Origin of the sequence: Bradyrhizobium sp. KB893862 SZCCT0404 (assembly GCF_018130885.1) — a bacterium.
GTDB classification, from domain to species: Bacteria; Pseudomonadota; Alphaproteobacteria; order Rhizobiales; family Xanthobacteraceae; genus Bradyrhizobium; species Bradyrhizobium stylosanthis.
Window position 1 is genome coordinate 549,322 of the sequence record NZ_JAFCLT010000003.1, and the last position, 24,445, is coordinate 573,766.

Annotated in this window: 22 protein-coding genes and 1 pseudogene; 15 read left to right on the plus strand and 8 right to left on the minus strand. The window is 65.8% G+C overall.

Annotation, left to right across the window (positions count from 1 at the left end; genetic code table 11):
- Positions 1 to 96 precede the first annotated feature (96 nt).
- Positions 97 to 990 (plus strand): YihY/virulence factor BrkB family protein, encoded by an 894-nt coding sequence (locus JQ617_RS16540; protein WP_212027213.1) that lies wholly within the window; start codon positions 97 to 99, stop codon positions 988 to 990.
- On the opposite strand, the gene JQ617_RS16545 is transcribed toward JQ617_RS16540, so the two are convergent.
- The 3 genes from JQ617_RS16545 to JQ617_RS16555 form a co-directional block, all read right to left on the minus strand.
- Positions 917 to 2,185, minus strand: a complete 1,269-nt coding sequence (locus JQ617_RS16545) for an ATP-binding protein (protein WP_212027214.1) — start codon at positions 2,183 to 2,185, stop codon at positions 917 to 919. The two genes, JQ617_RS16540 and JQ617_RS16545, sit on opposite strands and share 74 nt — an antisense overlap.
- Before the next feature lie 86 nt (positions 2,186 to 2,271).
- Positions 2,272 to 3,159 (minus strand): tRNA glutamyl-Q(34) synthetase GluQRS, encoded by an 888-nt coding sequence (gene gluQRS, locus JQ617_RS16550; RefSeq protein ID WP_212027215.1) that lies wholly within the window; start codon positions 3,157 to 3,159, stop codon positions 2,272 to 2,274.
- Positions 3,159 to 4,013: a nucleotidyltransferase domain-containing protein gene (locus JQ617_RS16555; RefSeq protein WP_212027216.1), complete on the minus strand. Its 855-nt coding sequence runs from the start codon at positions 4,011 to 4,013 to the stop codon at positions 3,159 to 3,161. The genes gluQRS and JQ617_RS16555 overlap by 1 nt, the downstream gene beginning before the upstream one ends.
- A gap of 96 nt (positions 4,014 to 4,109) precedes the next feature.
- On the opposite strand from JQ617_RS16555, the gene JQ617_RS16560 reads away from it, so the two are divergent.
- Positions 4,110 to 4,763 carry a DNA-3-methyladenine glycosylase family protein gene (locus tag JQ617_RS16560; protein WP_145669918.1) on the plus strand — a complete coding sequence of 218 codons (654 nt, stop codon included), beginning with the start codon at positions 4,110 to 4,112 and terminating at the stop codon, positions 4,761 to 4,763.
- Here the strand turns inward: JQ617_RS16560 and JQ617_RS16565 are convergent.
- Entirely contained in the window at positions 4,760 to 5,647 is an 888-nt protein-coding gene (locus JQ617_RS16565; RefSeq protein WP_063694673.1) for a LysR family transcriptional regulator, read from the minus strand. The two genes, JQ617_RS16560 and JQ617_RS16565, sit on opposite strands and share 4 nt — an antisense overlap.
- 182 nt (positions 5,648 to 5,829) lie before the next feature.
- On the opposite strand from JQ617_RS16565, the gene JQ617_RS16570 reads away from it, so the two are divergent.
- The 9 genes from JQ617_RS16570 to JQ617_RS16610 all read left to right on the plus strand — a co-directional run bounded on the left by JQ617_RS16570 (position 5,830) and on the right by JQ617_RS16610 (position 15,278).
- On the plus strand, positions 5,830 to 6,804 hold the full coding sequence (locus JQ617_RS16570; RefSeq protein ID WP_212027217.1) for an NAD(P)H-dependent flavin oxidoreductase: 975 nt from the start codon (positions 5,830 to 5,832) through the stop codon (positions 6,802 to 6,804).
- Between the two features lie 51 nt (positions 6,805 to 6,855).
- Positions 6,856 to 8,040, plus strand: a complete 1,185-nt coding sequence (locus JQ617_RS16575; RefSeq protein WP_212027218.1) for an ABC transporter substrate-binding protein — start codon at positions 6,856 to 6,858, stop codon at positions 8,038 to 8,040.
- A 25-nt stretch (positions 8,041 to 8,065) separates the two neighbouring features.
- Positions 8,066 to 9,574 (plus strand): acyl-CoA synthetase, encoded by a 1,509-nt coding sequence (locus tag JQ617_RS16580; protein ID WP_212027219.1) that lies wholly within the window; start codon positions 8,066 to 8,068, stop codon positions 9,572 to 9,574.
- 172 nt (positions 9,575 to 9,746) lie between these two features.
- Positions 9,747 to 9,884: a hypothetical protein gene (locus JQ617_RS16585; protein WP_212027220.1), complete on the plus strand. Its 138-nt coding sequence runs from the start codon at positions 9,747 to 9,749 to the stop codon at positions 9,882 to 9,884.
- A gap of 199 nt (positions 9,885 to 10,083) precedes the next feature.
- On the plus strand, positions 10,084 to 10,404 hold the full coding sequence (locus JQ617_RS16590) for a hypothetical protein (protein ID WP_212027221.1): 321 nt from the start codon (positions 10,084 to 10,086) through the stop codon (positions 10,402 to 10,404).
- 14 nt (positions 10,405 to 10,418) lie between these two features.
- Entirely contained in the window at positions 10,419 to 11,048 is a 630-nt protein-coding gene (locus JQ617_RS16595) for a general stress protein (RefSeq protein ID WP_212027222.1), read from the plus strand.
- A 181-nt stretch (positions 11,049 to 11,229) separates the two neighbouring features.
- Positions 11,230 to 12,315, plus strand: coding sequence for a DUF2855 family protein (locus JQ617_RS16600; protein WP_212027223.1), 1,086 nt, complete (start codon positions 11,230 to 11,232; stop codon positions 12,313 to 12,315).
- A gap of 75 nt (positions 12,316 to 12,390) precedes the next feature.
- Entirely contained in the window at positions 12,391 to 14,166 is a 1,776-nt protein-coding gene (locus JQ617_RS16605) for a flavin-containing monooxygenase (protein ID WP_212027224.1), read from the plus strand.
- A gap of 134 nt (positions 14,167 to 14,300) precedes the next feature.
- The gene (locus JQ617_RS16610; protein WP_212027225.1) at positions 14,301 to 15,278 is read left to right on the plus strand and encodes a peptidyl-alpha-hydroxyglycine alpha-amidating lyase family protein; all 978 of its coding nucleotides are present in this window, start codon (positions 14,301 to 14,303) and stop codon (positions 15,276 to 15,278) included.
- 82 nt (positions 15,279 to 15,360) lie between these two features.
- Here JQ617_RS16610 and JQ617_RS16615 read toward each other — a convergent pair whose 3' ends face one another.
- Positions 15,361 to 16,338 (minus strand): Bug family tripartite tricarboxylate transporter substrate binding protein, encoded by a 978-nt coding sequence (locus tag JQ617_RS16615; RefSeq protein WP_212027226.1) that lies wholly within the window; start codon positions 16,336 to 16,338, stop codon positions 15,361 to 15,363.
- 165 nt (positions 16,339 to 16,503) lie between these two features.
- Between JQ617_RS16615 and JQ617_RS16620 the strand changes: the two genes are divergently transcribed.
- Entirely contained in the window at positions 16,504 to 17,061 is a 558-nt protein-coding gene (locus JQ617_RS16620) for an HNH endonuclease (RefSeq protein WP_063694680.1), read from the plus strand.
- Between the two features lie 9 nt (positions 17,062 to 17,070).
- Here the strand turns inward: JQ617_RS16620 and JQ617_RS16625 are convergent, their stop codons facing one another.
- The gene (locus JQ617_RS16625) at positions 17,071 to 18,531 is read right to left on the minus strand and encodes a GH1 family beta-glucosidase (protein WP_212027227.1); all 1,461 of its coding nucleotides are present in this window, start codon (positions 18,529 to 18,531) and stop codon (positions 17,071 to 17,073) included.
- A 2-nt stretch (positions 18,532 to 18,533) separates the two neighbouring features.
- Positions 18,534 to 19,535 (minus strand): glycoside hydrolase family 16 protein, encoded by a 1,002-nt coding sequence (locus tag JQ617_RS16630; protein ID WP_212027228.1) that lies wholly within the window; start codon positions 19,533 to 19,535, stop codon positions 18,534 to 18,536.
- Positions 19,536 to 19,791: 256 nt separating this feature from the next.
- Between JQ617_RS16630 and JQ617_RS16635 the strand changes: the two genes are divergently transcribed.
- Positions 19,792 to 21,033, plus strand: a complete 1,242-nt coding sequence (locus JQ617_RS16635) for a glycosyltransferase family 87 protein (RefSeq protein ID WP_212027229.1) — start codon at positions 19,792 to 19,794, stop codon at positions 21,031 to 21,033.
- Here JQ617_RS16635 and JQ617_RS16640 read toward each other — a convergent pair.
- Positions 21,030 to 21,904, minus strand: a pseudogene (locus JQ617_RS16640) (DMT family transporter). The gene JQ617_RS16635 and the pseudogene JQ617_RS16640 sit on opposite strands and share 4 nt — an antisense overlap.
- A gap of 157 nt (positions 21,905 to 22,061) precedes the next feature.
- On the opposite strand from JQ617_RS16640, the gene JQ617_RS16645 reads away from it, so the two are divergent.
- Both JQ617_RS16645 and JQ617_RS16650 read left to right on the plus strand, forming a co-directional pair.
- Positions 22,062 to 22,283, plus strand: coding sequence for a dodecin (locus tag JQ617_RS16645; RefSeq protein WP_063694685.1), 222 nt, complete (start codon positions 22,062 to 22,064; stop codon positions 22,281 to 22,283).
- Positions 22,284 to 22,447: 164 nt separating this feature from the next.
- A complete protein-coding gene (locus JQ617_RS16650) occupies positions 22,448 to 24,352 on the plus strand; it encodes a sensor domain-containing diguanylate cyclase (protein WP_212027230.1) in 1,905 nt (634 codons plus the stop codon).
- Positions 24,353 to 24,445: the final 93 nt, after the last annotated feature.

The following is a 24,445-nucleotide window of genomic DNA, read 5'->3' on the forward strand; positions in this document are numbered from 1 at the left end:
ATCAGAAGCTCATGAGATGATTTCCGATTTGCATCCGCCGCCGGCCCTCTTCGCCTCTCCCCGCGTGCGGGGAGCGGGGCAAAGCCGGGGCACGCCGTGAAAGCCATCCGCACCATCTACGGCGTGGTGATGGACGCGTTCTACACGTTCCTGGCCGACGACGGCTGGGCGATCGCGAGCCATATCGCGCTGTCGACGCTGATGGCGCTGTTCCCGTTCCTGATCGTGCTGACATCGCTCGCCGGCTTCTTCGGCTCCAAGGAACTCGCAGACCAGGCCGCCAGCCTGATGCTTCAGGTCTGGCCCAAGCAGGTCGCCGATTCGATCTCAGGCGAGATCCACGACGTGCTGACCACGACCCGCACCGGCGTGCTGACGATCGGCGCAGCCCTGTCGGTCTATTTCGCCTCGAACGGCGTCGAGGCGCTCCGCGTCGCGCTCAACCGCGCCTATGCCGTGGTGGAGATGCGGCGCTGGTACTGGCTGCGGCTGGAATCGATCGGCTACACGCTGGTCGCGGCCGTCACCGCGCTCGCCATGGCGTTCCTGATCGTGCTCGGCCCGCTGTTCATCGAGGCGGCGCGGCGCCACATCCCGCTGTTCGTCGAATCCAACGAGAGCATCCTCACCTGGCTGCGCTACGGCATCACCGTCGGGGCACTGGTGGTGGCGCTGCTGATCCTGCACGCCTGGCTGCCGGCGGGCCGCAGGAGCTTCGTCCAGATCCTGCCCGGCATCGTCTTCACCATCGTGGCGTCGCTGATCTCGGGCATCGTGTTCGGACAATATCTGGCGCGCTTCGCCAACAATTACGTCACGATGTATGCGGGGCTCGCCTCGGTCATCATCGCGCTGGTGTTCCTGTATTTCATCGCCGCGATCTTCGTCTACGGCGGCGAGCTCAACGCCGCGATCATCAAGTCGCGACTTCCTCACGGCGTGTCGCTTCAAGCAGCGCAGTCGCTAGAGCCCGCGGAGACACGGGCTTGACGAGGAAGGCGTCGGCACCGGCTTCGCGCGAGGCCGCCTCGTCCTCGCCGCGCCCGGAGACCCCGATGATGGGGATCCGAGCCAGCGGCGCCGCCATGGTGCGAATGCGCCGGATCGCTTCGATGCCGTCGATCCCCGGCAGCACCATGTCCATCAGCACCGCATCGAAGGCGCCCTGCTCCAGCCGGCTCACGGCATCCTCGCCGCGTCCGATGAACTCGGCATGATGGCCGAGCTCGGTCAGGATGGTGTTGAGCACGACGCGGCCGAACGGATTGTCCTCGACGCTGAGCACGCGCAGCGCGGCGACCGCGTTCACCCCGGCTTCGCCCTTCGCTTTGCGCGACCGGGCCGGCTCCGCCGCATCCAGCGACACCGTCAATGTAAACGTGGCTCCGCCGCCGCCGCGCGGCGCGACCGAGATGTCGCCGCCCATCGCGCGCGCCAATTGCTTCACCGAGGACAGCCCGAGCCCGGCGCCGCCGAAGCGCGAGGCGATGGTGACATTGGCCTGGGTGAAGGGGCGGAACAGCCGCTTGATCTCGGCCATGGTGAGGCCGATGCCGCTGTCCGACACCGCGAAGGCGACACCGACCCTGCCTTTGCCCTTGGCCTTGCCTTTGGCCGGACGCCAGGGCGCGACCGCGAGCGCCACGGCGCCGTGCTCGGTGAACTTCACGGCATTATCGATCAGGTTCTCGAGCGCGGCACGCAGGCGGACGGGATCGCCGACCACCAGCCCCGACAGCTTGTCGGAAATCTCGACACGGGCCTGAAGCCCCTTGGCCGCGGCGCGCCCGGCGAGCGAATCGCCGGCGCTGCGGGCAAGCGCCCTGAGGTCGAACAGGTCCTGCCGCAGCGCGCTGCCGCCCTTGCCGGCTCCCTTGCCCGTCCTGGCCGCGTCCACGAACAACGTGGCGAGGCTCGCCAGATGCTCCGCGCCCGCCTTGATGGTGTCGGCCCAGCGCCGCTCCCGCTCGCCGAGATCGGAGGTCGCGAGCAGGTCGCTGATGGCGAGAATACCAGTCAGGGGGGTGCGGACCTCGTGGGCAAAGGCGGCGAGCGCCGCCTGGACCACGTCGGGCGCGTCTGCCTTGGCGCTGCGCTTGCGCACCTTGCCGGCCGCCCCGGACCGCTTCCGAGGCGGTCGCCTGGACGTCCGCGTAGTGCGCGCTGCGCGCGATTTCGCCGCCATAACTCCCCTTCGAAGTGTCCCTTCGAACCCCGGGCCGTCGAGCAAGCATGGCACGGCGGAACCCCCGGAGTCACGGCAGCGTTTTGCTAACCCCCAGAGAAACTTGACCTAATCCCCACCAGCCGGCGGATACCGTCAGGCGAGGTCCCGCCGGCACGCAACTCCCGCAATCCGGTCGCCTGGCTCGACTTCGACAGCTTCCGCCCCGCCTCGTCGCGAATCAGGGCGTGATGGCGCCAGACGGGTTCCGGCAGGCCGAGCAGGACCTGGAGCAGGCGGTGGACGGAGGTCGCGTGAAACAGGTCCTGCCCGCGCACCACCTCGCCGATCCCCTGGAGCGCGTCGTCGACGACGACCGACAGGTGGTAGCTGGTCGGCGTCTCCTTGCGGGCCAGGATCACGTCGCCCCAGGCCTCCGGACGCGCCGGCACGGTGCCGCACTCGCCATTAGGCCCCTCGCCGAGCTCGTTCCAGGTCAAGCCGGCAAAGCGGCGGCAGGCGGCAGCCATGTCGAGCCGGAGCGCATAGGGCACGCCCGAGGCGATCAGACGCGTCCGCTCGCCGGCGGCCAGCGACCTCGCTTCGCCGGGATAAAGCGGCGCGCCGTCGGGATCGCGCGGCCATGGCCCGCCGGCCTCGCGCGCGGCCACCAGCCTTGCGATCTCGGCGCGGCTCTCGAAGGCGGGATAGACGAGGCCGAGCGCCGAGAGCTTGTCCAGCGCGGCGCGATAGTCGGACAAATGCTCCGACTGCCGCCGCACCGGGCTCTCCCAGGCGATCCCGAGCCAGGCGAGGTCCTCATAGATCGCCGTCTCATATTCCGGCCGGCAGCGCGTCGCGTCGATGTCCTCGATCCGCAGCAGCAGCCGCCCGCCGGTCTCGCGCGCGCGTTCGAAGTTGAGCAGCGCGGAATAGGCGTGGCCGAGATGCAGGAAGCCGTTCGGGCTGGGGGCAAATCGGAAAACGGGTGGCATCAGGCAAGCCGGAACGGAAGAACGGCACCATTCTCCCGTTCGAGGCGCTCCACCACGCCGCGGTAAAACTGTTCTGACCGAATGATCATCTGTTCCGATGCACTTGGTGCACTGCTCTCGAAGAGACCACGGGCAAGCTCGAACTCAGCATCGAGGAAGCTGGCAACGGTTCGCGGCAGTGGCGCTGAGCCGAGCTCGTGCGTGACCGACTTCCGGGCCATGAGCTCGGCGACCTCTGATTTCAGTTCGCTCGGCGGGTCGCACTCATCCATCAGGGTAGGAAAATGCATTGGCGCCACGGCTTCGGCAGGACGCATCCGCAGCCATCGCAAAGCGGCGGCGGGCCGAAGTGCATAGAAGATCTTCTTTTGCGCAACGCTCGTCCCATCACCGAAATAGACACGCCGTTGGCGCTCGCCGAGATGAAGATAGTGGCGGCAGACCGCCTCCCGGCTCGCGGCCTCCCTGGCAAACGCCAGAAACTCGTCGCGGAACCATGCCTGCCCCCGGTAAACGACGGGCGAGCACAGCCACTCCACGATGACGGCATTGCCCTTCAACAGGAGCTGGAGCGCCTTGCGCAAGTCCCAACCGTTGGCGTCGAGATCCCCTTCGAACGGGAGCTCGATGACGTCACGGCTGACCCACGGCGTGATGTGATCGAGCGCGCGGCGCACATAGACAAAGCGGCAGTCATAGTCGCTGTCAGGAGATGCAAAACCCCAAGCTCGGCTTCCACTTTCAATGGCCAGCGGCAGGAAAACGCGGTGTTCATCGGCGACGCGATCCAGCATGGCATCGATCAGGGCGACTTTCCCGCCGTCCATCTCCACAGGAATACTTCTCAAAGTCATCGAACGCTTCCGGGATTCCGATAGTATGGTCTTAATCTTATCGTCCCAAGGCGTCCACAGGACGCCAAATCCGCATCGCGGCGAGCCGATGACGCCATGACCATCCACCTCGAAACCCAATCCGATCTCGAAGAGGCCGTCCAGGCGCTGATCAAGCGCGATCCGCGCCTCAAGCCGGTGCTCGAGGTCGCGGGCATGCCGGCGCTGCGGCGGCGCGAGCCGGGCTTTGCGGGACTCGCGCACATCGTCTGCGGGCAGCAGCTCTCGACCGCGAGCGCGGCGGCGATCTGGGGCCGGCTGTCGGCAGCGTTCGATCCGTTCGACCATGACGCCGTGCGCCGCGCCCGCACCGACCGGCTGGGACGGCTCGGCCTGTCCGCCGCCAAGATCAAGACACTCAAGCATCTCGCGCGCGAGATCAATGCGCAGCGACTGAGCCTCGAGGTGCTCGCGGAGGAAGACGCCGACGCAGCGCATCACACCTTGATCTCCCTGCCCGGCATCGGCCCCTGGACCGCCGACGTCTATCTGCTGTTCTGTCTCGGCCATGGCGATGCCTGGCCGGCCGGCGACCTCGCCGTGCAGGAGGGCATCAAGATCGGGCTCGGCCTGAAAGCGCGGCCGACGGAAAAGCAGATGGCGCCGCTCGCCGAGCCCTGGCGTCCGCTGCGCGGCGCCGCCGCGCATCTGTGGTGGAGCTATTACCGCGCGGTGAAGAAGCGCGAGGGCGTGCTTGCGGGATCGGCCTAGCCTCGCAACTGCTCGCGATCGGCGCGGGCACATCCGGCCACGAAGTCGATGACCGCGCGCACCGCGGACAGCTCGACCAGATCAGGATGCGCGAGCAGCCAGAGGTCGGCGACGCTGACGAGCTTCTGCGGCGCGACGCGCACGAGGTCCGGATAGCTCTCCGCAACGAAGCAGGACAGCGCGGAGATTCCGATTCCCGCGCGCACCGCCGCCAGCATGTCGCCTTGCGACGAGCAGCGCATCACGACGGTGCCCTGGCGTGTGATCGTGTCGCTCCAGCGCGCAAGCTGCGCGTTTGAATCCTGATCGGCAAAGCCGACGACGCTGTGCCCTTTCCATTCGCCGCTCCGCTCCGGCAGGGACCGGCCGGCGGCATAGTCGCGCGAGGCATAGAATCCGGTGCCGAGCCGGCCGACCTTGCGGCCGACGAGGTTCTCTTCGCCGCTGTCGACCGGACGCAGCACGACGTCGGCCTCCCGGCGGCGCACGCTGGCCGGAAACGGGTGGGTGATGATCTCGAGCCGGATATGATCATGCTCGCTCAGGAAGGATCGCAGGCGCGGCATCAGCCAATGCGAGGCCAGCGTGGCGCCGATCGACAGCTTGACCGTGCCGCGCGCCTTGCGCCCGCCGGCGCCGACGGCGGCCTCGGCCCGAAGCGCGGCGGCCGCCATCGCCTCCGCATGCTCGCGCAGCATGCGTCCATCGGCGGTGAGCACGAAACCGTCCGCGGCGCGCGCCAGCAGCTTCGTGCCGAGCTGCGCCTCCAGCGCCGCGATCTTGCGGCTGACGGTCGGATGGCTGGCGTGCAGCCGCCGTGCCGCGGCGGTGAAGCTGCCGGTGTCGGCGACCGCGACGAAGGTCTTGCAGAGATCCCAGTCCACCGGTAGCTCCGTTCAAATCTGAGTAGGCGCATGTTCAATATTGAACGATCCCATACCCGCCGTCCAACCCTATAGTGGGGTCAAAGCACCGGGCGGCGGATATCCCCGCCGGTGCGACAATCGACATGGAAGCGCTCACCATTGGCCGGCAGGCCGTTGACGCGCGTTGTCAGGAGGATCGGATGGCACTGCCCGCCCTGCTCAAGAACAATCTGGAGCTGCCCGTCGTCGGCTCGCCCCTCTTCATCGTCTCCGGTCCGGAGCTGGTGATCGCCCAGTGCAAGGCGGGCGTTGTCGGTTCGTTTCCCGCACTCAATGCCCGTCCGGTCGAGAAGCTCGACGAATGGCTGAGCCGCATCGAGGACGAGCTCGGCGAATTCAAGTCGCGCAATCCCGGCAAGAAGGTCGCGCCCTACGCCGTCAACCAGATCTGCCATGCCTCCAACGACCGGCTGATGAAGGACATGGAGACCTGTGTGAAGCACAAGGCGCCCATCATCATCACCTCGCTGCGGCCGCCGGCGGAGATCGTCGAGGCCGCGCATTCCTATGGCGGGCTGGTGTTCCACGACGTCATCAACGTCAAGCATGCCCGCAAGGCCGCCGAGCAGGGCGTCGACGGCCTGATCCTGGTCTGCGCCGGCGCGGGCGGACATGCCGGCACGCTGTCGCCCTTCGCGCTCGTGCGCGAGGTCAAACAATGGTTCGACGGCGCGATCCTGCTGTCGGGCGCGATCAGCGACGGTTTCGGTATCGCCTCCGCGCTGACGCTGGGCGCCGATCTCGCCTATATGGGCACCCGCTTCATCGCGACGCAGGAAGCCAATGCCGATCAAGCCTACAAATCCGCGCTGACGCGGCACGCCGCCCACGACATCGTCTACACGAACCTGTTCACCGGCGTGCACGGCAATTACCTCGGCCCCTCGATCGCCGCCGCAGGGCTCGATCCGGACAATCTCCCGGTCGCCGACAAGACCAAGATGAATTTCGGCTCCGGCGGCAACATGAAGTCCAAGGCATGGCGCGACATCTGGGGATCGGGCCAGGGCATCGGGCAGATCGCCGACGCGCCGCCGGTCGCCGAGCTGGTCGGCCGGATGAAAGCGGAATTCGATCAGGCCCGGCAGGATTTCCTGATGCGCGCCAGCGCCTGACGGCTTGGTCCGGCAAGAAGATTGGACTGAAAAGACAAACGGGAGGACATCATGAAACTGGCGGCCGCACTGATCGGCCTGTCGTTGCTGGGGCTCGCCGCCGGCAGCGCCTGTGCCGAAGGCGCCGGCGAGATTCGCATCGGCCAGACCCTGCCCTATAGCGGCCCGGCCTCCGGCTTCGGCGCGATCGGACGGACGCAGGAGGCATTCTTCGAGAAGGTCAATGCCGAAGGCGGCATCAACGGCCGCAAGGTCAGGTTCATCACGCTGGACGATGCCTATTCGCCGCCGAAGACGGTCGAGCAGACCCGCAAGCTGGTGGAACAGGACGAGGTGCTGATGATGTTCGGCTCGCTCGGCACCGCCACCAACAGTGCCGTGCAGCGCTACCTCAACGGCAAGAAGGTGCCGCAGCTCTTCGTGCTCTCCGGCGCGACGAAATGGGCCGAGCCGCAGAAATATCCATGGACCATGCCCGGCATGGCGGCCTACGAGTCCGAAGGCGTGGTCTATGCCAAGCACGTGCTGCGCACCAAGCCCGGCGCGAAGATCGTCATCCTGTCCCAGAACGACGATTTCGGCCGCGACTATGTTGCCGGCTTCAAGCGCGCGCTCGGCGAGAAGGCCGCGAGCCTGATCGTGGCGGAGCAGACCTACGAGACCAGCGCGCCGACGATCAGCTCGCAGCTCTCGACGCTGAAGGCCTCGGGCGCCGACGTGCTGTTCGGCGTCGTGCTCGGCAAGTTCACTTCGCAGATGGTCAAGGGCGTCGCCGAGATCGGCTGGAAGCCCGAGCTGTTCTTCGTGCCGACCTCGGCCTCGTCGATCTCGTTCCTCGAGCCGGCCGGGCTCGACAACGCGGTCGGCCTGATCTCGTCGAGCAACCAGAAGGACACGATGGACCCGCAATGGGCCGAAGATCCCGGCGTGAAGGAATATTTCGCCTTCATGAAGCAGTACATGCCGGCCGCAGACCTCTCCAACTCCAATTACGCGGCCGGCTATCACTACGCGACGCTGCTGATGACGGTGCTGAGGGCCTGCAAGGACGATGTCAGCCGCGACAACATCATGCGCCAGGCCGCCTCGCTGAAGGAGGTGAAGCTGCCGCTGCTGTTGCCGGGCATGTCGGTGACGACCGGCCCCGACGACTACCTGCCGTTCCAGCAGCTTCAGCTCCGCCGCTTCAACGGCAAGAGCTGGGTGGGCTTCGGCGACGTGCTGGATAACCGCTAGACCAAAGCGAGATTGAGGACACGCCATGATCATCAGCGGCGAACGCCGGATCGGCTATGACGAGATCCAGGCCCGCATCAGGCGGGCGGCGAGCGGGCTTCGTACGCTGGGCCTCGCCGAAGGCGCTCCGGTCGCCATGATGCTTCGCAACGATTTTGCGCTGTTCGAGGTGGTTGCCGCGTCCGCCGCGCTGGGCAGTCCGGTGGTGCCGATCAACTGGCATCTCAAGGCCGAAGAGGTCCGCTACATCCTGACCGACAGCGGCGCGAAGATCCTGGTCTGCCATGCCGATCTGCTGCCGCAGATCCGCGACGGCCTGCCGCCGGACGTCCGTCTTCTCGCCGTCGCGACGCCGCCCGAGCTCGCGGCGACCTTCGCGATTCCCCCTGGGCTGATCGAGATCCCGGCGGGATCGACCGATTGGGACCGCTGGCGCGACAGCCATCCGGAAATGCAGGAGTCCCCGCGCCGGGCCGCAGCGATGATCTACACGTCGGGGACCACGGGCATGCCGAAGGGCGTGCGGCGCATGCCGATGCAGCCCGAGCAGGCGGCCGCCTCCGAACGCGTCGGGGCGATCGCCTATGGCATCAAGCCGCGCGACAATCAGGTCGTGCTGATCAACGGCCCGATGTATCACTCGGCGCCGCACTCCTACGGCATGCTGGCGTTCCGCAGCGGCTGCACCATCGTGCTCCAGACGCGGTTCGACGCCGAGGAGCTGCTCGCGCTGATCGAGCGCCACCGCGTCACGCATATCCACATGGTGCCGACCATGTTCGTCCGGCTGCTGCGGCTGCCGGAGGATGTGAAACAGCGCTACGATCTCTCCTCGCTGCGTTTCGTCGTGCACGGCGCCGCGCCCTGCCCGCCCGACGTGAAGCGGGCCATGATCGATTGGTGGGGACCGGTCATCAACGAATATTTCGGCTCCACCGAGACCGGCATCCCGGTGTGGCACTCGGCCGAGGAGGCCCTGCAGAAGCCGGGCACGGTCGGCCGCGCCATCGAAGGCGGCATCGTCAAGATTTTTCGCGAGGACGGCAGCCTCTGCGGCGCCGGCGAGGTCGGCGAGATCTACATGCGCCAGACGGCGGTGCCTGATTTCGACTATCACGGCAAGGCGCAGGCGCGGGCCGAAGCGGGGCGCGACGGCCTCGTCAGCGTCGGCGACGTCGGCTATCTCGACGAAGACGGCTATCTGTTCCTGTGCGACCGCAAGCGCGACATGGTGATCTCGGGCGGCGTCAACATCTACCCTGCCGAGATCGAGAACGTATTGATTGCGATGCCCGGGGTGCGCGACTGCGCCGTGTTCGGCATTCCCGATGCCGAATTTGGCGAACGGCTGTGCGCCTGCATCGAGCCGGAGACGGGCGCGCAGCTCTCCGCCGCCGCTGTACAGGCCTTTCTGCGCGAGCGGCTGGCCAACTTCAAGGTGCCGAAGGAGGTCCAGTTCCTGGATGCGCTGCCCCGCGAAGCGACCGGAAAGATCTTCAAGCGCAAGCTGCGCGATCCCTACTGGGCGTCGTGATCGCGAACTTGCTTCTGGTCGGCGATTGATGCCAGGTAAGCCGTACGGCCCGCTGCAATCGCGCTGATGCCGTGCCGTTGCCACGAAAACTGTCCGTCGATCTCGGTTCGCGAGAAGGGGCCAGTACCGTGGGCGTGTCGAATACAATCCGCTCGGGCAAAGTGCGCGCCGTATGGATCCGGATGATGCTCCGGTCAACATCGACCTCGGTGCTAGCCTGGAGAGGCGCAGGAAAAAGATAATCGGCCAGGAAGAGCGGCGCCACAAGCAGGCCGCCGACGAAGGCGAAATACCGAATGATGGCATGTGAGCAGGAAATGCTCCCTGGTTGCGGAGCTGCATCAACGGGAAATCATGGCAATCGTTCCTGCGCGTCGTCCCGCCGCGTGATCATCATGCGCGTCGTGCCCGATCCACGTTGTTCGCGTGCGCTGTGATCGCGATTGCTTAGCAACCAATCTGAATCTCGACTGTTGTCGCCCGGCACAATCAACTGCCGGAGAGCAACAATGTCTCGTCTACCCATTATCGCCGCAGCACTCTTGCTGCTCGGATCAGCGCCTCTCAGCGCACAGTCGCAGCCCGCGCAAAGCGGGCCGGGCAACAACGCGATCAACAGTTCCGATCAGAACAACTCGAACGCTCCGGTCGCGGGCCGCAACAGCTTCACCGAAGGCCAAGCGAAATCGAAGATCGAAGCAGCCGGCTATTCCAACGTATCCGGCCTCCAGAAGGACAATGACGGTGTCTGGCGCGGCAAGGCCGATAAGGCCGGAGCCAAGACCGACGTCAGCGTCGACTTCCAGGGCAACGTGAACCCCGCCAAGTAACCGGAGGATGCAACATGACCACCACCATTTCCCGACTCTATGACAATTATTCGGATGCGGAGCGCGCAGTGGCTCGCCTCGAGGCTGCGGGGGTGCCGCACTCCGACATCAGCATCGTCGCCAACAATTCCGACAATTGGTACGGCTCCTCGACACGCAAGGTCGATCGCGACCGCGACGGCGTCGACGATCGCGCCGAAGGAGCGGGTACGGGCGCCGGCGTCGGCGCGGGCCTCGGAGGCGCCGCGGGCCTGCTTGCGGGCCTTGGATTGCTCGCAATTCCTGGACTGGGCCCGGTCGTCGCTGCGGGCTGGCTGGCATCAACGGCGGTGGGTGCCGCGGCCGGCGCCGCAACGGGGGGCATCGTCGGCGCGCTGACCGAAGCTGGCGTATCCAGGGACGATGCGTCCCGCTATGCGGAGGGTGTCCGCCGCGGCGGAACGCTGGTGTCTGCGAAGGTCCCCGACCTGGACCGTTCGCGTCTCGAAGCGCTGCTGCACGAGAGGTCGGTGAACCTGCAGGATCGGAGCGCTGCCTGGCAAAAAGCCGGCTGGACCGGCTTCGATGCCGCGAGCCCGCCGCTGTCTCCCGACGATGTCGGACGCGAACGCGAATTGTATGGCGCCGGCACCCGGGCCCGATAGGACGGTTTGCCGTCGCCGGAGCGACCTGTAGCTCAATGCGTGCGAAAGGCTCCGCCCAGGCGGAGCCTTTCCTTTGAGTGCAGGCCTGCGAGCAAACAGCGTTTAAAACTATGTTGAGGTTGCAAACAGGGCGCGCATAGCCGATGAGATGCCGGCACGGATCAGAGCCGGGATCGACGTCATGACAGCCACCGACTTCATCGTTGCACGGGACAATCTCGAAACCTGCAAGACGATCGTGGCGGAGCTTCCGCCTGCAGACGCGCTGCCGCAGGATGCGCTGCTCGTCAAAGTCGACCGCTTCGCGCTGACCGCCAACAACATCACCTATGCGGTGATGGGCGACGAGCTGAAATACTGGCAGATCTTTCCCGCCCCTGAAGGATTCGGCAACATTCCCGTGTGGGGCTTTGGCGAGGTGATCGCCTCGAAACATCCGAACGTCCCGGTCGGCGAGCGCCTGTTCGGCTATTTCCCGATGGCGACGCATCTCGTCATCGAGGCCACCGACGTCAGCAAGCGGGGCTTGCGCGACGGCGCCTTGCACCGGCAAGGCGTGGCGCCGGTCTACAATGCCTATGCGCGCGTCGGTGGCGATCCCGCTTACGCCGGACGGCAGGGCGATCATCAGGCGCTGCTGCGGCCGCTGTTCATGCTGTCGTTCCTGGTCGACGACTTCCTCGCCGAGAACGACGATTTCGGTGCGCGCACCGTGCTGCTGTCGAGCGCCTCGAGCAAGACCGCGTTCGGCCTTGCCCATCTGCTTCACGCGCGCGGCCGCAAGGTGATCGGGCTGACCTCGTCAGGCAACACCAGCTTTGTCTCGTCGCTCGGCTGCTATGACGAGGTCGTCACCTATGACCGCGTGACGTCGTTGCCGTCGGACTCGCCCGTTGCCTTCGTCGACATGGCCGGCAACAGCGCGCTGCGCACCACGCTGCACCGGCATTTCGGCGACCAAATGAAGTGCTCGGTGCGCGTCGGATTGACGCATCGCGCGACCGAGGCCGACGAAGGCGTGCTGCCCGGCGCGAAGCCGCGCTGGTTCTTCGCCCCCGACCACATCCGCAAGCGCGCCAGGGAATGGGGCCCGGGCGGCATCGAGCAGCGCTTTGGCGCGGCATGGTCCGGCTTCGCGCCGATGCTGGACCGGTGCCTGCGTGTGGTCGAGAGCCGCGGCCCCGAGGCGGTGCGGCAGGTCTATCTCGACACCCTGCAGGGCCGCATTCCGCCGGAGCAGGGCCACATGCTCTCGCTGCTCGGGTAAAGCGCTTTTGGCGGCGCCTGATCCAGTATAGCGTTCCTCCCAAGGGAAACGCCGAAGACGGCCACGAGGTCGCGCATGCTGGATCGTACGACGGATATTGCTTCATCCGCTCAAGCCTGGCTCGATGAATTTGAGCGCACGCTGGGCAAACCCGAGCCCGCCTCGCTCGACCGGCTCTTCTTCGTCGATAGTTTCTGGCGCGACGTGCTGGCGCTGAGCTGGAACCTGCAGACGCTTGCGGGACGCACCGCGGTCGCACAAGCACTGGCCGCACTCGCGCCCAAGGCCACGCCGACCGGTTTCAAGATTGCGCCGAACCGCGCAGCACCACGCTGGGTGACGCGTGCCGGCACCAACAACATCGAAGCGATCTTCAACTTCGAGACCGCGATCGGCCGCGGCAGCGGTATCGTGCGGCTGGTGCCCGACCCCGCCGACGGCGACCGCCTGAAGGCATGGACGCTGCTGACCGCACTGGACGAGCTCAAAGGCTTCGAGGAGCAGCTTGGCAGCGCGCGGCCGCGCGGTCAGGCCTATTCGCGCGACTTTCGCGGACCGAACTGGCTCGACCAGCGCAACGCATCGCGCGACTACACCGGCCGGGACCCCGCCGTGGTCGTCGTCGGCGGCGGACAGGCTGGGCTCGCCATCGCGGCGCGGCTGAAGCAGTTGAAGGTCGACGCGCTGATCGTCGACCGCGAAAGCCGGATCGGCGACAATTGGCGCAAGCGCTATCACGCGCTGACCCTGCACAACCAGGTGCAGGTCAATCACCTGCCCTACATGCCGTTTCCGCCGAACTGGCCGACCTATATCCCCAAGGACAAGCTCGCCAACTGGTTCGAAGCCTATGTCGACGCGATGGAGCTGAACTTCTGGACCGGCACCGAGTTCGAAGGCGGCTCCTACGACGCGGCGAAGGACCACTGGACCGTCACGCTGCGGGGCGCCGACGGCAGCAGGCGGACCATGCATCCGCGCCATGTGATCATGGCGACCGGCGTCAGCGGCATCGCCAATATTCCCGAGATTGCGACGCTCGAAAACTTCAAGGGTACGCTGGTGCATTCCAGCCGCTACGAGGACGGCGAGAACTGGACGGGCAAGCGCGCCATCGTCATCGGCACGGGCAACAGCGGCCACGACATCGCGCAGGATCTTCACTCCAGCGGCGCCGACGTGACGCTGGTGCAGCGCTCCCCGACGCTGGTCACCAATATCGAACCATCGGCGCAACTGGCCTATGCGGCCTACAATGAGGGCACGCTCGAGGACAACGATCTGATCGCGGCCTCGATGCCGACGCCGCTCGCGAAGAAGACGCATGTGATGCTGACCGAGCAGTCGAAGCAGCTCGACAAGGATCTGCTCGACGGCCTCTCGCGCGTCGGCTTCAAGCTCGATTTCGGCGAGGCCGGAACGGGCTGGCAGTTCAAATACCTCACCCGCGGCGGCGGCTATTACTTCAACGTCGGCTGCTCCAACCTGATCGTCGAGGGCGCGATCAAGCTGAAACAATTCGGCGATATCGAACGCTTCACCGCCGAGGGCGCGCGAATGAAGGACGGCGCGACCATCCCGGCCGACCTGATCGTGCTCTCGACCGGCTACAAGCCGCAGGAATATCTGGTGCGAAAGCTGTTCGGCGACGGCGTCGCCGACCGCGTCGGCCCGGTCTGGGGGTTCGGCGAGGGCTTCGAGCTGCGCAACATGTATGCGCGCACGGGGCAGCCCGGCCTCTGGTTCATCGCCGGCAGCCTCGCGCAATGCCGGATCAACTCGAAATATCTCGCGCTCCAGGTCAAGGCGATCGAGGAAGGGATTTTGGGGCGCGAGGTGAGCACAAGTTGAGCCTCCTCGTCATTGCGAGCGTAGCGAAGCAGTCCAGAATCCTTCCGGGGAGACAGTCTGGATTGCTTCGCTGCGCTCGCAATGACGGTGTGGAGACAGTGTCGCACCGCGACGATGAATAAAGGAGACCACCCATGCCAGCCATTCTCGGCAGCGGCGAACACCGCTACCGCGTCGTCGAAAACTTCGCGAAACTGCCTGACGGCTGGACGCTGACCGACGTCGCCTCGGTCGCCGTGGACAGCAAGGACCGCGTCTACGTCTTCAACCGCGGCGCCCATCCGATGGTGGTGCTGGATCGCGAGGGCAACTTCCTGCGCAGTTTTGGCGAAGGCCTGTTCTCGCGCGCGCACGGCCTGCATATCGATGCCGACGACAATCTCTATTGCACCGACGACGGCGACCACACCGTGCGCAAATGCACCACCGACGGCAAGGTGCTGCTGACGATCGGCATCCCCAAGAAGCCGGCACCGTTCATGAGCGGCGAGCCGTTCCATCGCTGCACCCACACCGCGCTGTCGCCGAACGGCGAGATCTACGTCTCCGACGGCTATGGCAATGCGCGCGTGCACAAATACACGCCGGACGGCAAGCTGATCAAAAGCTGGGGCGAGCCCGGCACCGATCCCGGCCAGTTCAACATCGTGCACAATATCGCCACCGATGCCGATGGCTGGGTCTATGTCGCCGACCGCGAGAACCATCGCGTGCAGGTTTTCGACGGCGAGGGCCGATACGAGACGCAGTGGAACAATCTGCACCGCCCCTGCGCGCTGTGCTGCTGCGGCGGCGCCAAGAGCCCGACCTTCGTGATCGGCGAGCTCGGCCCCGGCCTCGACATCAACCGCAATGTGCCCAATCTCGGCCCACGGCTGTCGATCGTCGATGCGCAAGGCAAACGCATCGCCCGGCTCGGCGGCGAGGACGGCCCGGGTGTCGCCAGCGGCAAATTCCTGGCGCCGCACGGCCTCGCGCTGGATTCAAGGGGCGACATCTATGTCGGCGAGGTCGGCGTGACCAACTGGAAGGCGAGCTTTGGCGATCAGGAGATGCCGGCCGAGGTGCGCGCGACGCGGTGCCTGCAGAAGCTGGAGCGGGTGCGGGAATAGCGACCGGGACGTTATTTGGACGACGCGATCTCCTCGCCGTCGTCCCGGCGAAGGATGTGATCGTTCAATACTCCCAACACCCCTACTCCACCTTCACGCCTGACGCCCTAATGATCGGCCACCAGCGCTCGGCTTCTTCCTTCTGGTACGCGCGCAGCGCCTCCGGCGATTGCTGGGCGAGCGGCGAGACCTGGATGCCGAGTTCGGCAAAGCGTTGCGTGACCTGCGGGCTCGCCAGGATCTCCACCATGGTGGTGTTGAGCTTTGCGGTGATGTCCTTCGGCGTGCCCTTCGGCACCCACAACCCGTACCAGAGCGAGGCGGAATAGCCTGACAGCCCCGCTTCGTCGGCTGTCGGAATGTTCGGCCACGATGGCGAGCGGGCCTTGCTGGTCACGGCAAACGTCTTGATGCTGCCGGCGCCGACCAGCGCCTTGAAGTTCGACGCCGGCTCGATCATCGCGTCGATCTGGCCGGCGACGAGGTCCTGCATCGCCGGCCCGTTGCCGCGATAGGGCACGAACTGGAATTGCGTGCCGGTCGCCTTCTGAAAAGCGATGCCGGCGAGATGGCCGGTGGCGCCGACGCCCGCGATGCCGATCGAGGCCTTGTCCGGATTCGCCTTCAGCCACGCGATCAATTGCATGAGATCGTCGGCGGGAAGATCCTTGCGCCCGACGATCAGCAGCGGCTCGTTGCCGATCAGGATGACCGGCTCGAGATCGTGGAGCAGATCGAACGGTAGCGCGTAGAGCCCGCCCGTCAGCATATGCGTGGTCGAGGTTCCGATCGACAGGGTGTAGCCGTCAGGCGCAGCGCGCACCGCGCGGCCGACGCCGAGCGAGCCCGCGGCACCGCCGACATTCTCGATCACGATTGGCTGCTTCAGCACCACGTTCAGGCGCTCGCCGAGGAACCGCGCCAGGGTGTCGGTGGCCCCGCCCGCGGGGAACGGTACGATCATGGTGACGGGGCGCGCCGGATAATCCTCGGCCGCAGCAGGCCCATTCAGCCCCGCGCCGAGCATGGCCACGAGCAGCGCGGCGAGCCAGCCTCGCATGGACCCCTCCCCGAATCGCGGCGTTTTTGAGCGTCTTTGCCACCCCGCCGCCGCATTGCATGCGCCTGAATAAGTCGCTCAACGGGCTTCACAATCCCGTCACGCTGCATGTAGTATGTCAATACATGCTGCTTCGCAGCGTACATTGGAGGCCGGGAGCGTTACTTGAACGCACATGTCTCGCAAGGCAGTTGGCCGGTGTTGGTGCTGAATGCGGACTTCCGGCCGCTGAGTTACTACCCACTGTCTCTGTGGTCGTGGCAGGACGCGATCAAGGCGGTGTTCCTCGACCGCGTCAACATCGTCGCTCACTACGATCAGGCGGTCCACAGTCCCACGCTGCAAATGCAGCTGCCGAGCGTCGTCTCGCTCAAATCCTTCGTCAAGCCGACCACCCATCCGGCCTTCACCCGGTTCAACGTCTTCCTGCGCGATCGTTTCGCCTGCCAATATTGCGGCTCACCCGAAGACCTCACCTTCGATCACATCATTCCCCGCAGCAAGGGCGGCCAGACCACCTGGGAGAACGTGGTCGCGGCATGCTCGCCGTGCAATCTGCGCAAGGGCAATCTCACGCCCGCGCAAGCCAAGATGTTTCCGCGCCAGACAGCGTTCGCACCGACCGTGCACCAGCTCCACCGCAACGGCCGGCTGTTTCCACCGAACTATCTGCACGATAGCTGGCTGGACTATCTGTACTGGGATACGGAGCTGGATCCGTAGGATCGGCACTCACATCCCGATCGCATTCCGCGCCACCACGTCGCGATAGAAGGCGGCGCTCAGCTTCGGCACCCTTGCCTGCGTCTCGAAGTCGACGCGATAGAGGCCGAAGCGCTTGCTGTAGCCGAAGATCCACTCGAAATTGTCCATCAGGCTCCACAGGAAATAGCCGCGGATCGGCACGCCTTCGCTGATCGCGCGCTGCATCTGGGTCAGATAGTTGCGCAGGAACATGATGCGGTCGAGGTCGTAGACCTGGCCGTCGGCGGCGATCCTGTCCTCGGACGAGGTGCCGTTCTCGCTGATGTAGATCGTCTCGATGTTCCAGATCTTCGCGGCGAGGCGGGGCGCCCAGTAGATCACTTCGGGGCCGACCCGCAACCATTCCGAATTCATGTGCGGAAACGAGGTCGGGAACGGCAGCACGTGGAAGCCCGGCGCGCGATTGGAGGCGGTGACGTAGTACTGCGGCGCATAGATGTTGAGGCCGACGAAATCGTTCGGCGTGCCGATGATCTTCAACTCCTCGGGCGTGAATTTCGGCGCGTCGGCGCCGGCAAAGGCGAGGAAGCCGTCGGTGTACTTGCCTTCCAGCACCACGCCGAGGAAGCCGGCATTGAGCTCGCGCGTCGCGATCTCGGCGGCGCGGATATTCTCCGGCGTCGCGATCGCCGGTACGCAAGCGGCGATGTTTTCGGCTGCGCCCACCCGCGTGCCGGCCCGTCCCGAGGCGCGGATCGCCTGCACGGCGAGCCCGTGCCCGAGCGCGACGTGATGGCGGGCCTGGTTGAGCTGCCCGGTCGGCAGCCTGAGGCCCGGCGCGTCGATGCCCCAGCCATAACCGAAATTCAGGAAGCGCCCGACCTCGTTCACGGTGAAGATGGTCTTCACGCGATCGGTCAAGCGAGCGGCGACGTAGGCTGCGTAATCGGCAAAGGCCTTTGACGTGTCGCTCGACTGCCAGCCGCCAACGCGGTCCTGCAGCGCCTGCGGCAGGTCCCAGTGATAGAGCGTGGCGTAGGGCTCGATGCCGTTCGCGAGCAGCTCGTCGACGAGGCGGTTGTAGAAATCGAGCCCCTTTGGATTGGGCTGGCCCGATCCCTCCGGGAACACGCGCGGCCAGGCGATGGAGAAACGATAGGCCTTGACGCCGAGCGCCTTGATCAGCGCGACGTCCTCCTTGTAGCGGTGATAGTGCTCGTTGGCGCGATCGCCGGTCGTGCCGTCCTCGATCTTGCCGGGCGTGTGGCTGAAGACGTCCCAGATCGACTTGCCGCGCCCGTCCTCGTTGACGGCGCCTTCGATCTGATAGGACGAGGTCGCCGTGCCCCACAGAAAATCCCTGGGGAAAGGCGCGGGCGCGTGAGGGTCGGCTAGAGCGGTCTCCGCGGCCCTTGCGCCGGTCGCCGCGCCAAGCGCAGCGAGAGCCGCAAGCCCGGCAAATTCGCGCCGCGAGACATCAGCTGACATCGCTATCTCCGCGCCTGCTCCATGTCGATCTGATAGACGGAGATCCGGTCGATCTCGAAGGCGACGCTCGGCGGCGATTCCGCGTCGACCGGCCCGACACCGACAAAGAATTTCGATCCGATCGCGAGATTGACGATCATGTACATGGGATCGTCGAAGCCGATCGGCACCTTGATGTCGGAGACCGGCCGGCGGTCGATGAAATAGACCAGGCGATCCTCCGCCCACAGCACACCGTAATTGTGGAAGGTGCTCGACGCATCGCCGACCGAAAAATCGAAGCCGCAAGACTGGATCTTCTGGGTCGACGGGATCCGCCAATGCGTGGTCATGACCAGATCGCCCGGCCGCTCGCCGCGCCCCTCCAGCACGTCGACCTCCGGCGGCCAGCCGCCGTCGTCCGCCAGCATCCAGAACGCCGGCCACACCGCATGGCCGACCGGGACCTTGGCGCGGATCTCGAAATAGCCGTGCTTCTGCGCGAACGTGCCTTGTGTCGTCAGGATCCCGGAAATGTAGTCGTTGTTGAACAGCACCGATTTCAATTCCGGCGGCGTGCGGCTGGCAACGATCGACAATACGCCGTCCTTGACCTTGAACGGATCGAGCCCGAGCGGCGCGGCGCCGCGCCCGGCGTAGCGCGGATCGACATAGATCTGCTGCTCGCCATTGGCGCTGGTCTTGCGCTTGAAGTCGGAACCGTCACCGCCCCAATAGCGTGCCTCCGGCCACGCCGCGCCGCCGGCATAATGCGGCACCCAACGCCCCGTCGCGAGCGGGTGCTCGTCGAAATCATCGTTGAACGTCCGGCGCAGCGACAGGAACGCGAGCGAGGTGGAATTGACCGTCTCCAGCTTGCGGCACTCGATCGTGGAGGGATCGGTGGTGATCTGCAGCGACATCGTGCCAGGCGCATCGCCGAGATCGTCCTGCGCGGCGACAGGTGCCGTCACGGCCGACAGACCGATCGCGACCAGAGCGCCCTTCGTCCAACGGTCGATCATCGCTGCACATCGCACATTTAAGGAAGCGCGCCGAAATTACCTCGCCTGTCCCTGAACCGGCAAGCGCACCCGGCCGACGCCCGCGGGCGATTTCGAAAAGGCATCGCGACTGATCGCGCGAGTCCGGGGGCGGCACCACCCGCCAAAATCCTTCCGGATTCGTTACCGTCCCTTAAGGCTCCAATGGCAGTTTGGCAGGGATCTGCGGACCTGCCCGCCCGGCCGACAATCCGTCAGGTACGAGGTTGCAGCCGCCATGCTGGCCGACACACTGGAACAGGTTCAGCTCTCGCCGTCGAAGCGGGCGACCTATGTGCGTCTGGTGCTGGCCGCGCTGACGGCGATCGTCGCTTTCAAGACGTTCTGGTTCGCCCGCTGGGGCGGCTGGGCCGACCGTGAGCTCGCCGATTTCGACGCCTTCCACATCGTCGCGCAGCGCGTCTGGCGCGGCGACCTCGACCAGGTCTATCACTTCGCGGCGCTGCTGAAGATGCAGCTCGAGGCCGCCGGCGGCGCGACCGGCTTCATGCCCTGGACCTATCCGCCGCAATACGCTCTCCTGCTCGCGCCGCTCGCCTTCCTGCCGGTCGGGCTCGCCTATCTCCTGTTCGCGGCCGGCACCCTCGCGCTCTATCTCGCGGTGCTGCGCAGGATCGCGGATGTGAATTTCGCGCATGTGCTGGTGATCCTGTTTCCGGCGCTGGCGATCACCATCGGCTCCGGGCAGAACGGCTTTCTCACCGGCGCGCTGATCGCGCTCGTCTGCCTCAACGTCGAACGGCGGCAGCTTCTCGCAGGCCTTGCCCTCGGCGTGATGGTGATCAAGCCGCATCTTGCCATAGCCGTCGGCGTCTATCTGCTGGCGACGCGGCGCTGGATCGCGCTCGCGACGGCTACAGCCGTCGTACTGGCGAGCTCGCTGCTCTGCACGCTCCTGTTCGGCTGGCAGATCTGGACGGCGTGGCTGGGCGCGATCAAGGAATCGGCGAGCTATCTCGAGCAGGGCTTCTATCCGCTCTATCGCATGGTCTCGGCCTATGCGGCGCTCTACCAAGCCGGCCTTTCGGCCAACTTCTCCTTTTGGGGACAGGTGATCGTTGCGGCGCTGGCCTTGTGCGCGGTCCTGTTCGCCACGGCACGCGCCACGTCATCCAGTTTCGCACTCGGCATCGCGGTGACGGTGTCGGTGATGATCAGCCCTTACGCCTATGATTACGACCTGCCGATGCTGGGGATCGGTCTTGGATTGATCCTGCCCGATCTCGCCGGGCTGGCGAGCCCGCGCATGCGGAGCTGGATGTACGGGTTGATCCTGCTCGCCGGCGCCTATGGGTTGCTGCAATCGGCTCGGCTTGCCGTGCAGAAGCCCGGTCAGGACTTTGCGCCCGCCTTGGGCGGCTTCGCGCTGATGGCGCTGCTGCTTCTCCTGCTGGGATTGCTGTGGAGACAAGCACAACTCGCACCGGCTTCGCCGCAAGCCGCGCAACAGCGCCTCTAGGCCCGCTGCAATGCCAGCGTCACGCCGCCGAGCGTGAGCGCCATCGCCATCCATTCGCGATAGCCCAACGGCTCGCCCAGGATGATCGCGGCGGAGATCACGCCGATACAATCAGCATGCCGGTCGAGGCGGTGGTCGGCGGCAGGCGGCGCAACGTCTCGAACCAGGTGACGTAGCAGAGGCCCATCGGCACCAGCGTCATATAGACGAAACATCCCAGTCCCAGCGGGGTGATCGCCGAAACATTGGGATGCTCGAACAGCACGCCGAGAACCAGCATGGTGACGCAGCCGAGCCCGACCTGCCAGGCGACGACGACCAGCGGCGGCATCGGCAGCGGCTTGCGGTTGAGCACATTGCCGAGCGCGAACAGGATGGCGCAGGACAGAGCAAGTGCAATTCCGAGCAGCTTGTCGGCGCTGAATGCAAAGCCGTTGCCGCTCAGCAGCAGCGCAACACCGGCGACGCCGAGGACGAGCCCGCAAACATCCCGCAGGGTCGGCCGCGTGTGCAGCACCGGCCAGGCGAACAGCATGGCCTAGATCGGCATGGTGTAGGCGAGCAGCGCACCTTCGCTCACGGTCACGTATTTCATCGCGACCGTGCCGAGCCCCATCCAGGCGAAGACATTGGTGAGGGTCGCAAACAGCAGCCGCGGGATTGCCTCGCGCGGCACGGCGAACGACTCCTTCCGGCTCAGCGCGAGGCCCCCGAGAATGAGCGAGGCACAGACGCCGGCAAGCCCGCGGGCGAACAAGGGCGGCCACTGCTGCAGCAACAGCTTCATCAGCGGCCAGTTCAGCGCCCAGCCGAACGCGGTCACGCAGAGGCAGAGAGAGCCGATCGTCCTGTCGCGCCGCGCCGAATCCATGCCCCGCGCTTAGCAGCTAGACGCTGGCCACTCCACCTCGGCTGGTGCATGCTGGCCATCGCCGGACACGGAACCCGGCGCACAGGTGCCCGTTCACAGTGAGGCCCGACCGCGGGAGCGGTATCCAGGCCTGCCACAGCACAAGGGGAGACACCTCATGCCCACAGCCGAGAAGGATCACGTCTACAAGATCCTGGAACTGGTCGGATCATCCGAGACCTCGATCGAGGATGCGATCAAGAACGCGGTCGGCCGCGCCGCCAAGACCGTCCGCGACATGAAATGGTTCGAGGTGGTGCAGACGCGCGGCCATATCGAGAACAACACCGTGCGACATTATCAGGTGACGCTGCGCGTCGGATTTACCCTGGAGGGATGACGCAGCCGACGCGAGGCGCCATCGCCGCGCCACGGCCTGGCTAACGTCCGCCGGCGCGGGTGGCGACGCTCCGGTTGAGTACGGAACGCGCACAATCAGCGCGGAAGTTGCAACGGGCCGTTAAGGCCAAGGTGAGAGGTTTGCTCCGATTTGGAGCAAGCCCGATGGCCACGAGCCGGGAACTCGGCAAGACGCGCCTTCCGCTCTCGGCGGCGGGATTCGTCGTGCTGATTTGCCTGGCAATCCTCGGCTTGAGCGCCTGGCGCGAATGGGAATCGCGCAATGCCGAACTCAGGAACGCCGAGACCGACGTCGCCAATCTGGCACACTCGCTGGTCCAGCACGCGGACGATACGTTCGAGCTCGCCGACACGATCCTGGTCGGGCTGGTCCACCGTCTCGAACTCGACGGGATGGGCCCCGATACGATCGCGAAGCTCCAGACCTATCTGCCGACCCGCAAATCAACGGACCGCGTCCGCGGTATCTTCGTCTATGACGAGACCGGCCGCTGGCTCGCCACCACCGAGCAAATCGATTTCTCCAAATTCAACAACAGCGACCGCGAATATTTCCGGCAGCACCGCGACTCCCCGGACAAGGGCACGCTGATCGGACGACCCGTCAAGAGCCGTTCCGGCGGCCAGTGGGTCATCACTGCGTCGCGCCGGATCGACCGGCCCGACGGCAGCTTCGCCGGTGTCGCCCTGCTCACGATCGACGTCGCCTACTTCGTCAAATTCTACGAGCGTTTCGACGTCGGGCCGAACGGCTCGGCGTCGCTGCTGAACAATGACGGCATCATGCTGGCGCGCAGCCGCGACGAAAGCGGCGTCTTCGTCGGGCGCGACCTTTCGAACGCGCCGTTGTTTAGGGAGTGGAAAAGCCGGCCGGCAGCAGCCGTCTACTATTTCAAGTCGCCGCTCGATAGCGTGCAGCGGCTGAGCTACTACCAGCGCAGCAGCCGATATCCGCTGATGGTGCTAGCAAGCAAGTCGCAAGACGATGTGCTGGCGCCCTGGCGACGTGCGGCGGTCACGCGCGTGACCTTCGTCCTCGGCCTCGTCCTGTTGATCGCGGTGATCGGCTACTATCTGGTCCGACAGCTGTTGCAGCGGCAGCGCATGGCACAGGCGCTGGTCGCCAACGAAGCACAATTCCGCCTGCTCGCCGAGCAATCCAGCGACATGGTGACCCGGATCGGGCTGGACAACCGCCTGCTCTACGTCTCTCCGTCATGCCGACGCATGATCGGCTGGTCGTCCGACGAGCTTCTCGGCACGTCGGCCGTGGCCGGCATCCACGAGGAGGACATGGAACGGGTCGAGCAGACCATCACCGCGCTGAAGAACGGCGAAGCCGAGGAGGCGAGATTCGTCTACCGCCAACGCCATCGCGAGAAGGGCGATATCTGGGTCGAAGCGGCCCTGCACGTGACACGCGCCTCCGACAGCGGCGAGATCGACGGCGTCGTTGCGGTCGTGCGCGACATGACCGAGCAAAAGGATCTTCAGGACAAGCTCGCCGCACTTGCGGCGACCGACGGCCTCACCGGCCTTGCCAACCGGCGCGCCTTCGATGAACGCCTCGTGGACGAATGGGCCCGTGCCCGGCGCGACGGCACGCAGCTCTCGCTTCTCTTGATCGACGTCGATCATTTCAAGAAGTTCAACGACCATTACGGACATCTGGCGGGCGACGGGTGCCTCCGCGCGCTGGGCCGGATCCTATCCGACCACGCCAGGCGTCCGGCCGACCTCGCGGCGCGCTACGGCGGCGAGGAGTTCGCCATGCTGCTGCCGAACACCGGCCCGGACGGCTGCGCCGAGGTCGGCGAAGCGATTCGAAGGGCGCTGCACGATCTCGCCATGCTGCATGCGCAAAACCCGCCCTCTCGCCTGGTGACCGTCAGTGTGGGCGCCGCCGCAAGCCTCCCAACGGAAACCACTGCGGACTCGAGCACGCTGGTCGCGGCCGCTGACCGCGCGCTCTACGCCGCCAAGGATAGCGGCCGTGACCGGCTGGTGATGTCGGGACAGGTCGTGTCCTGGCCCGCGAAGACCGCGTGACGGGGAGGACCGCTCACCAGACGTAGCTGACACTGCGCCGCGCAACAACCGTAGAGACGGTCCAGGGTTTGTCCTCGGTATTCAAGCCGGATA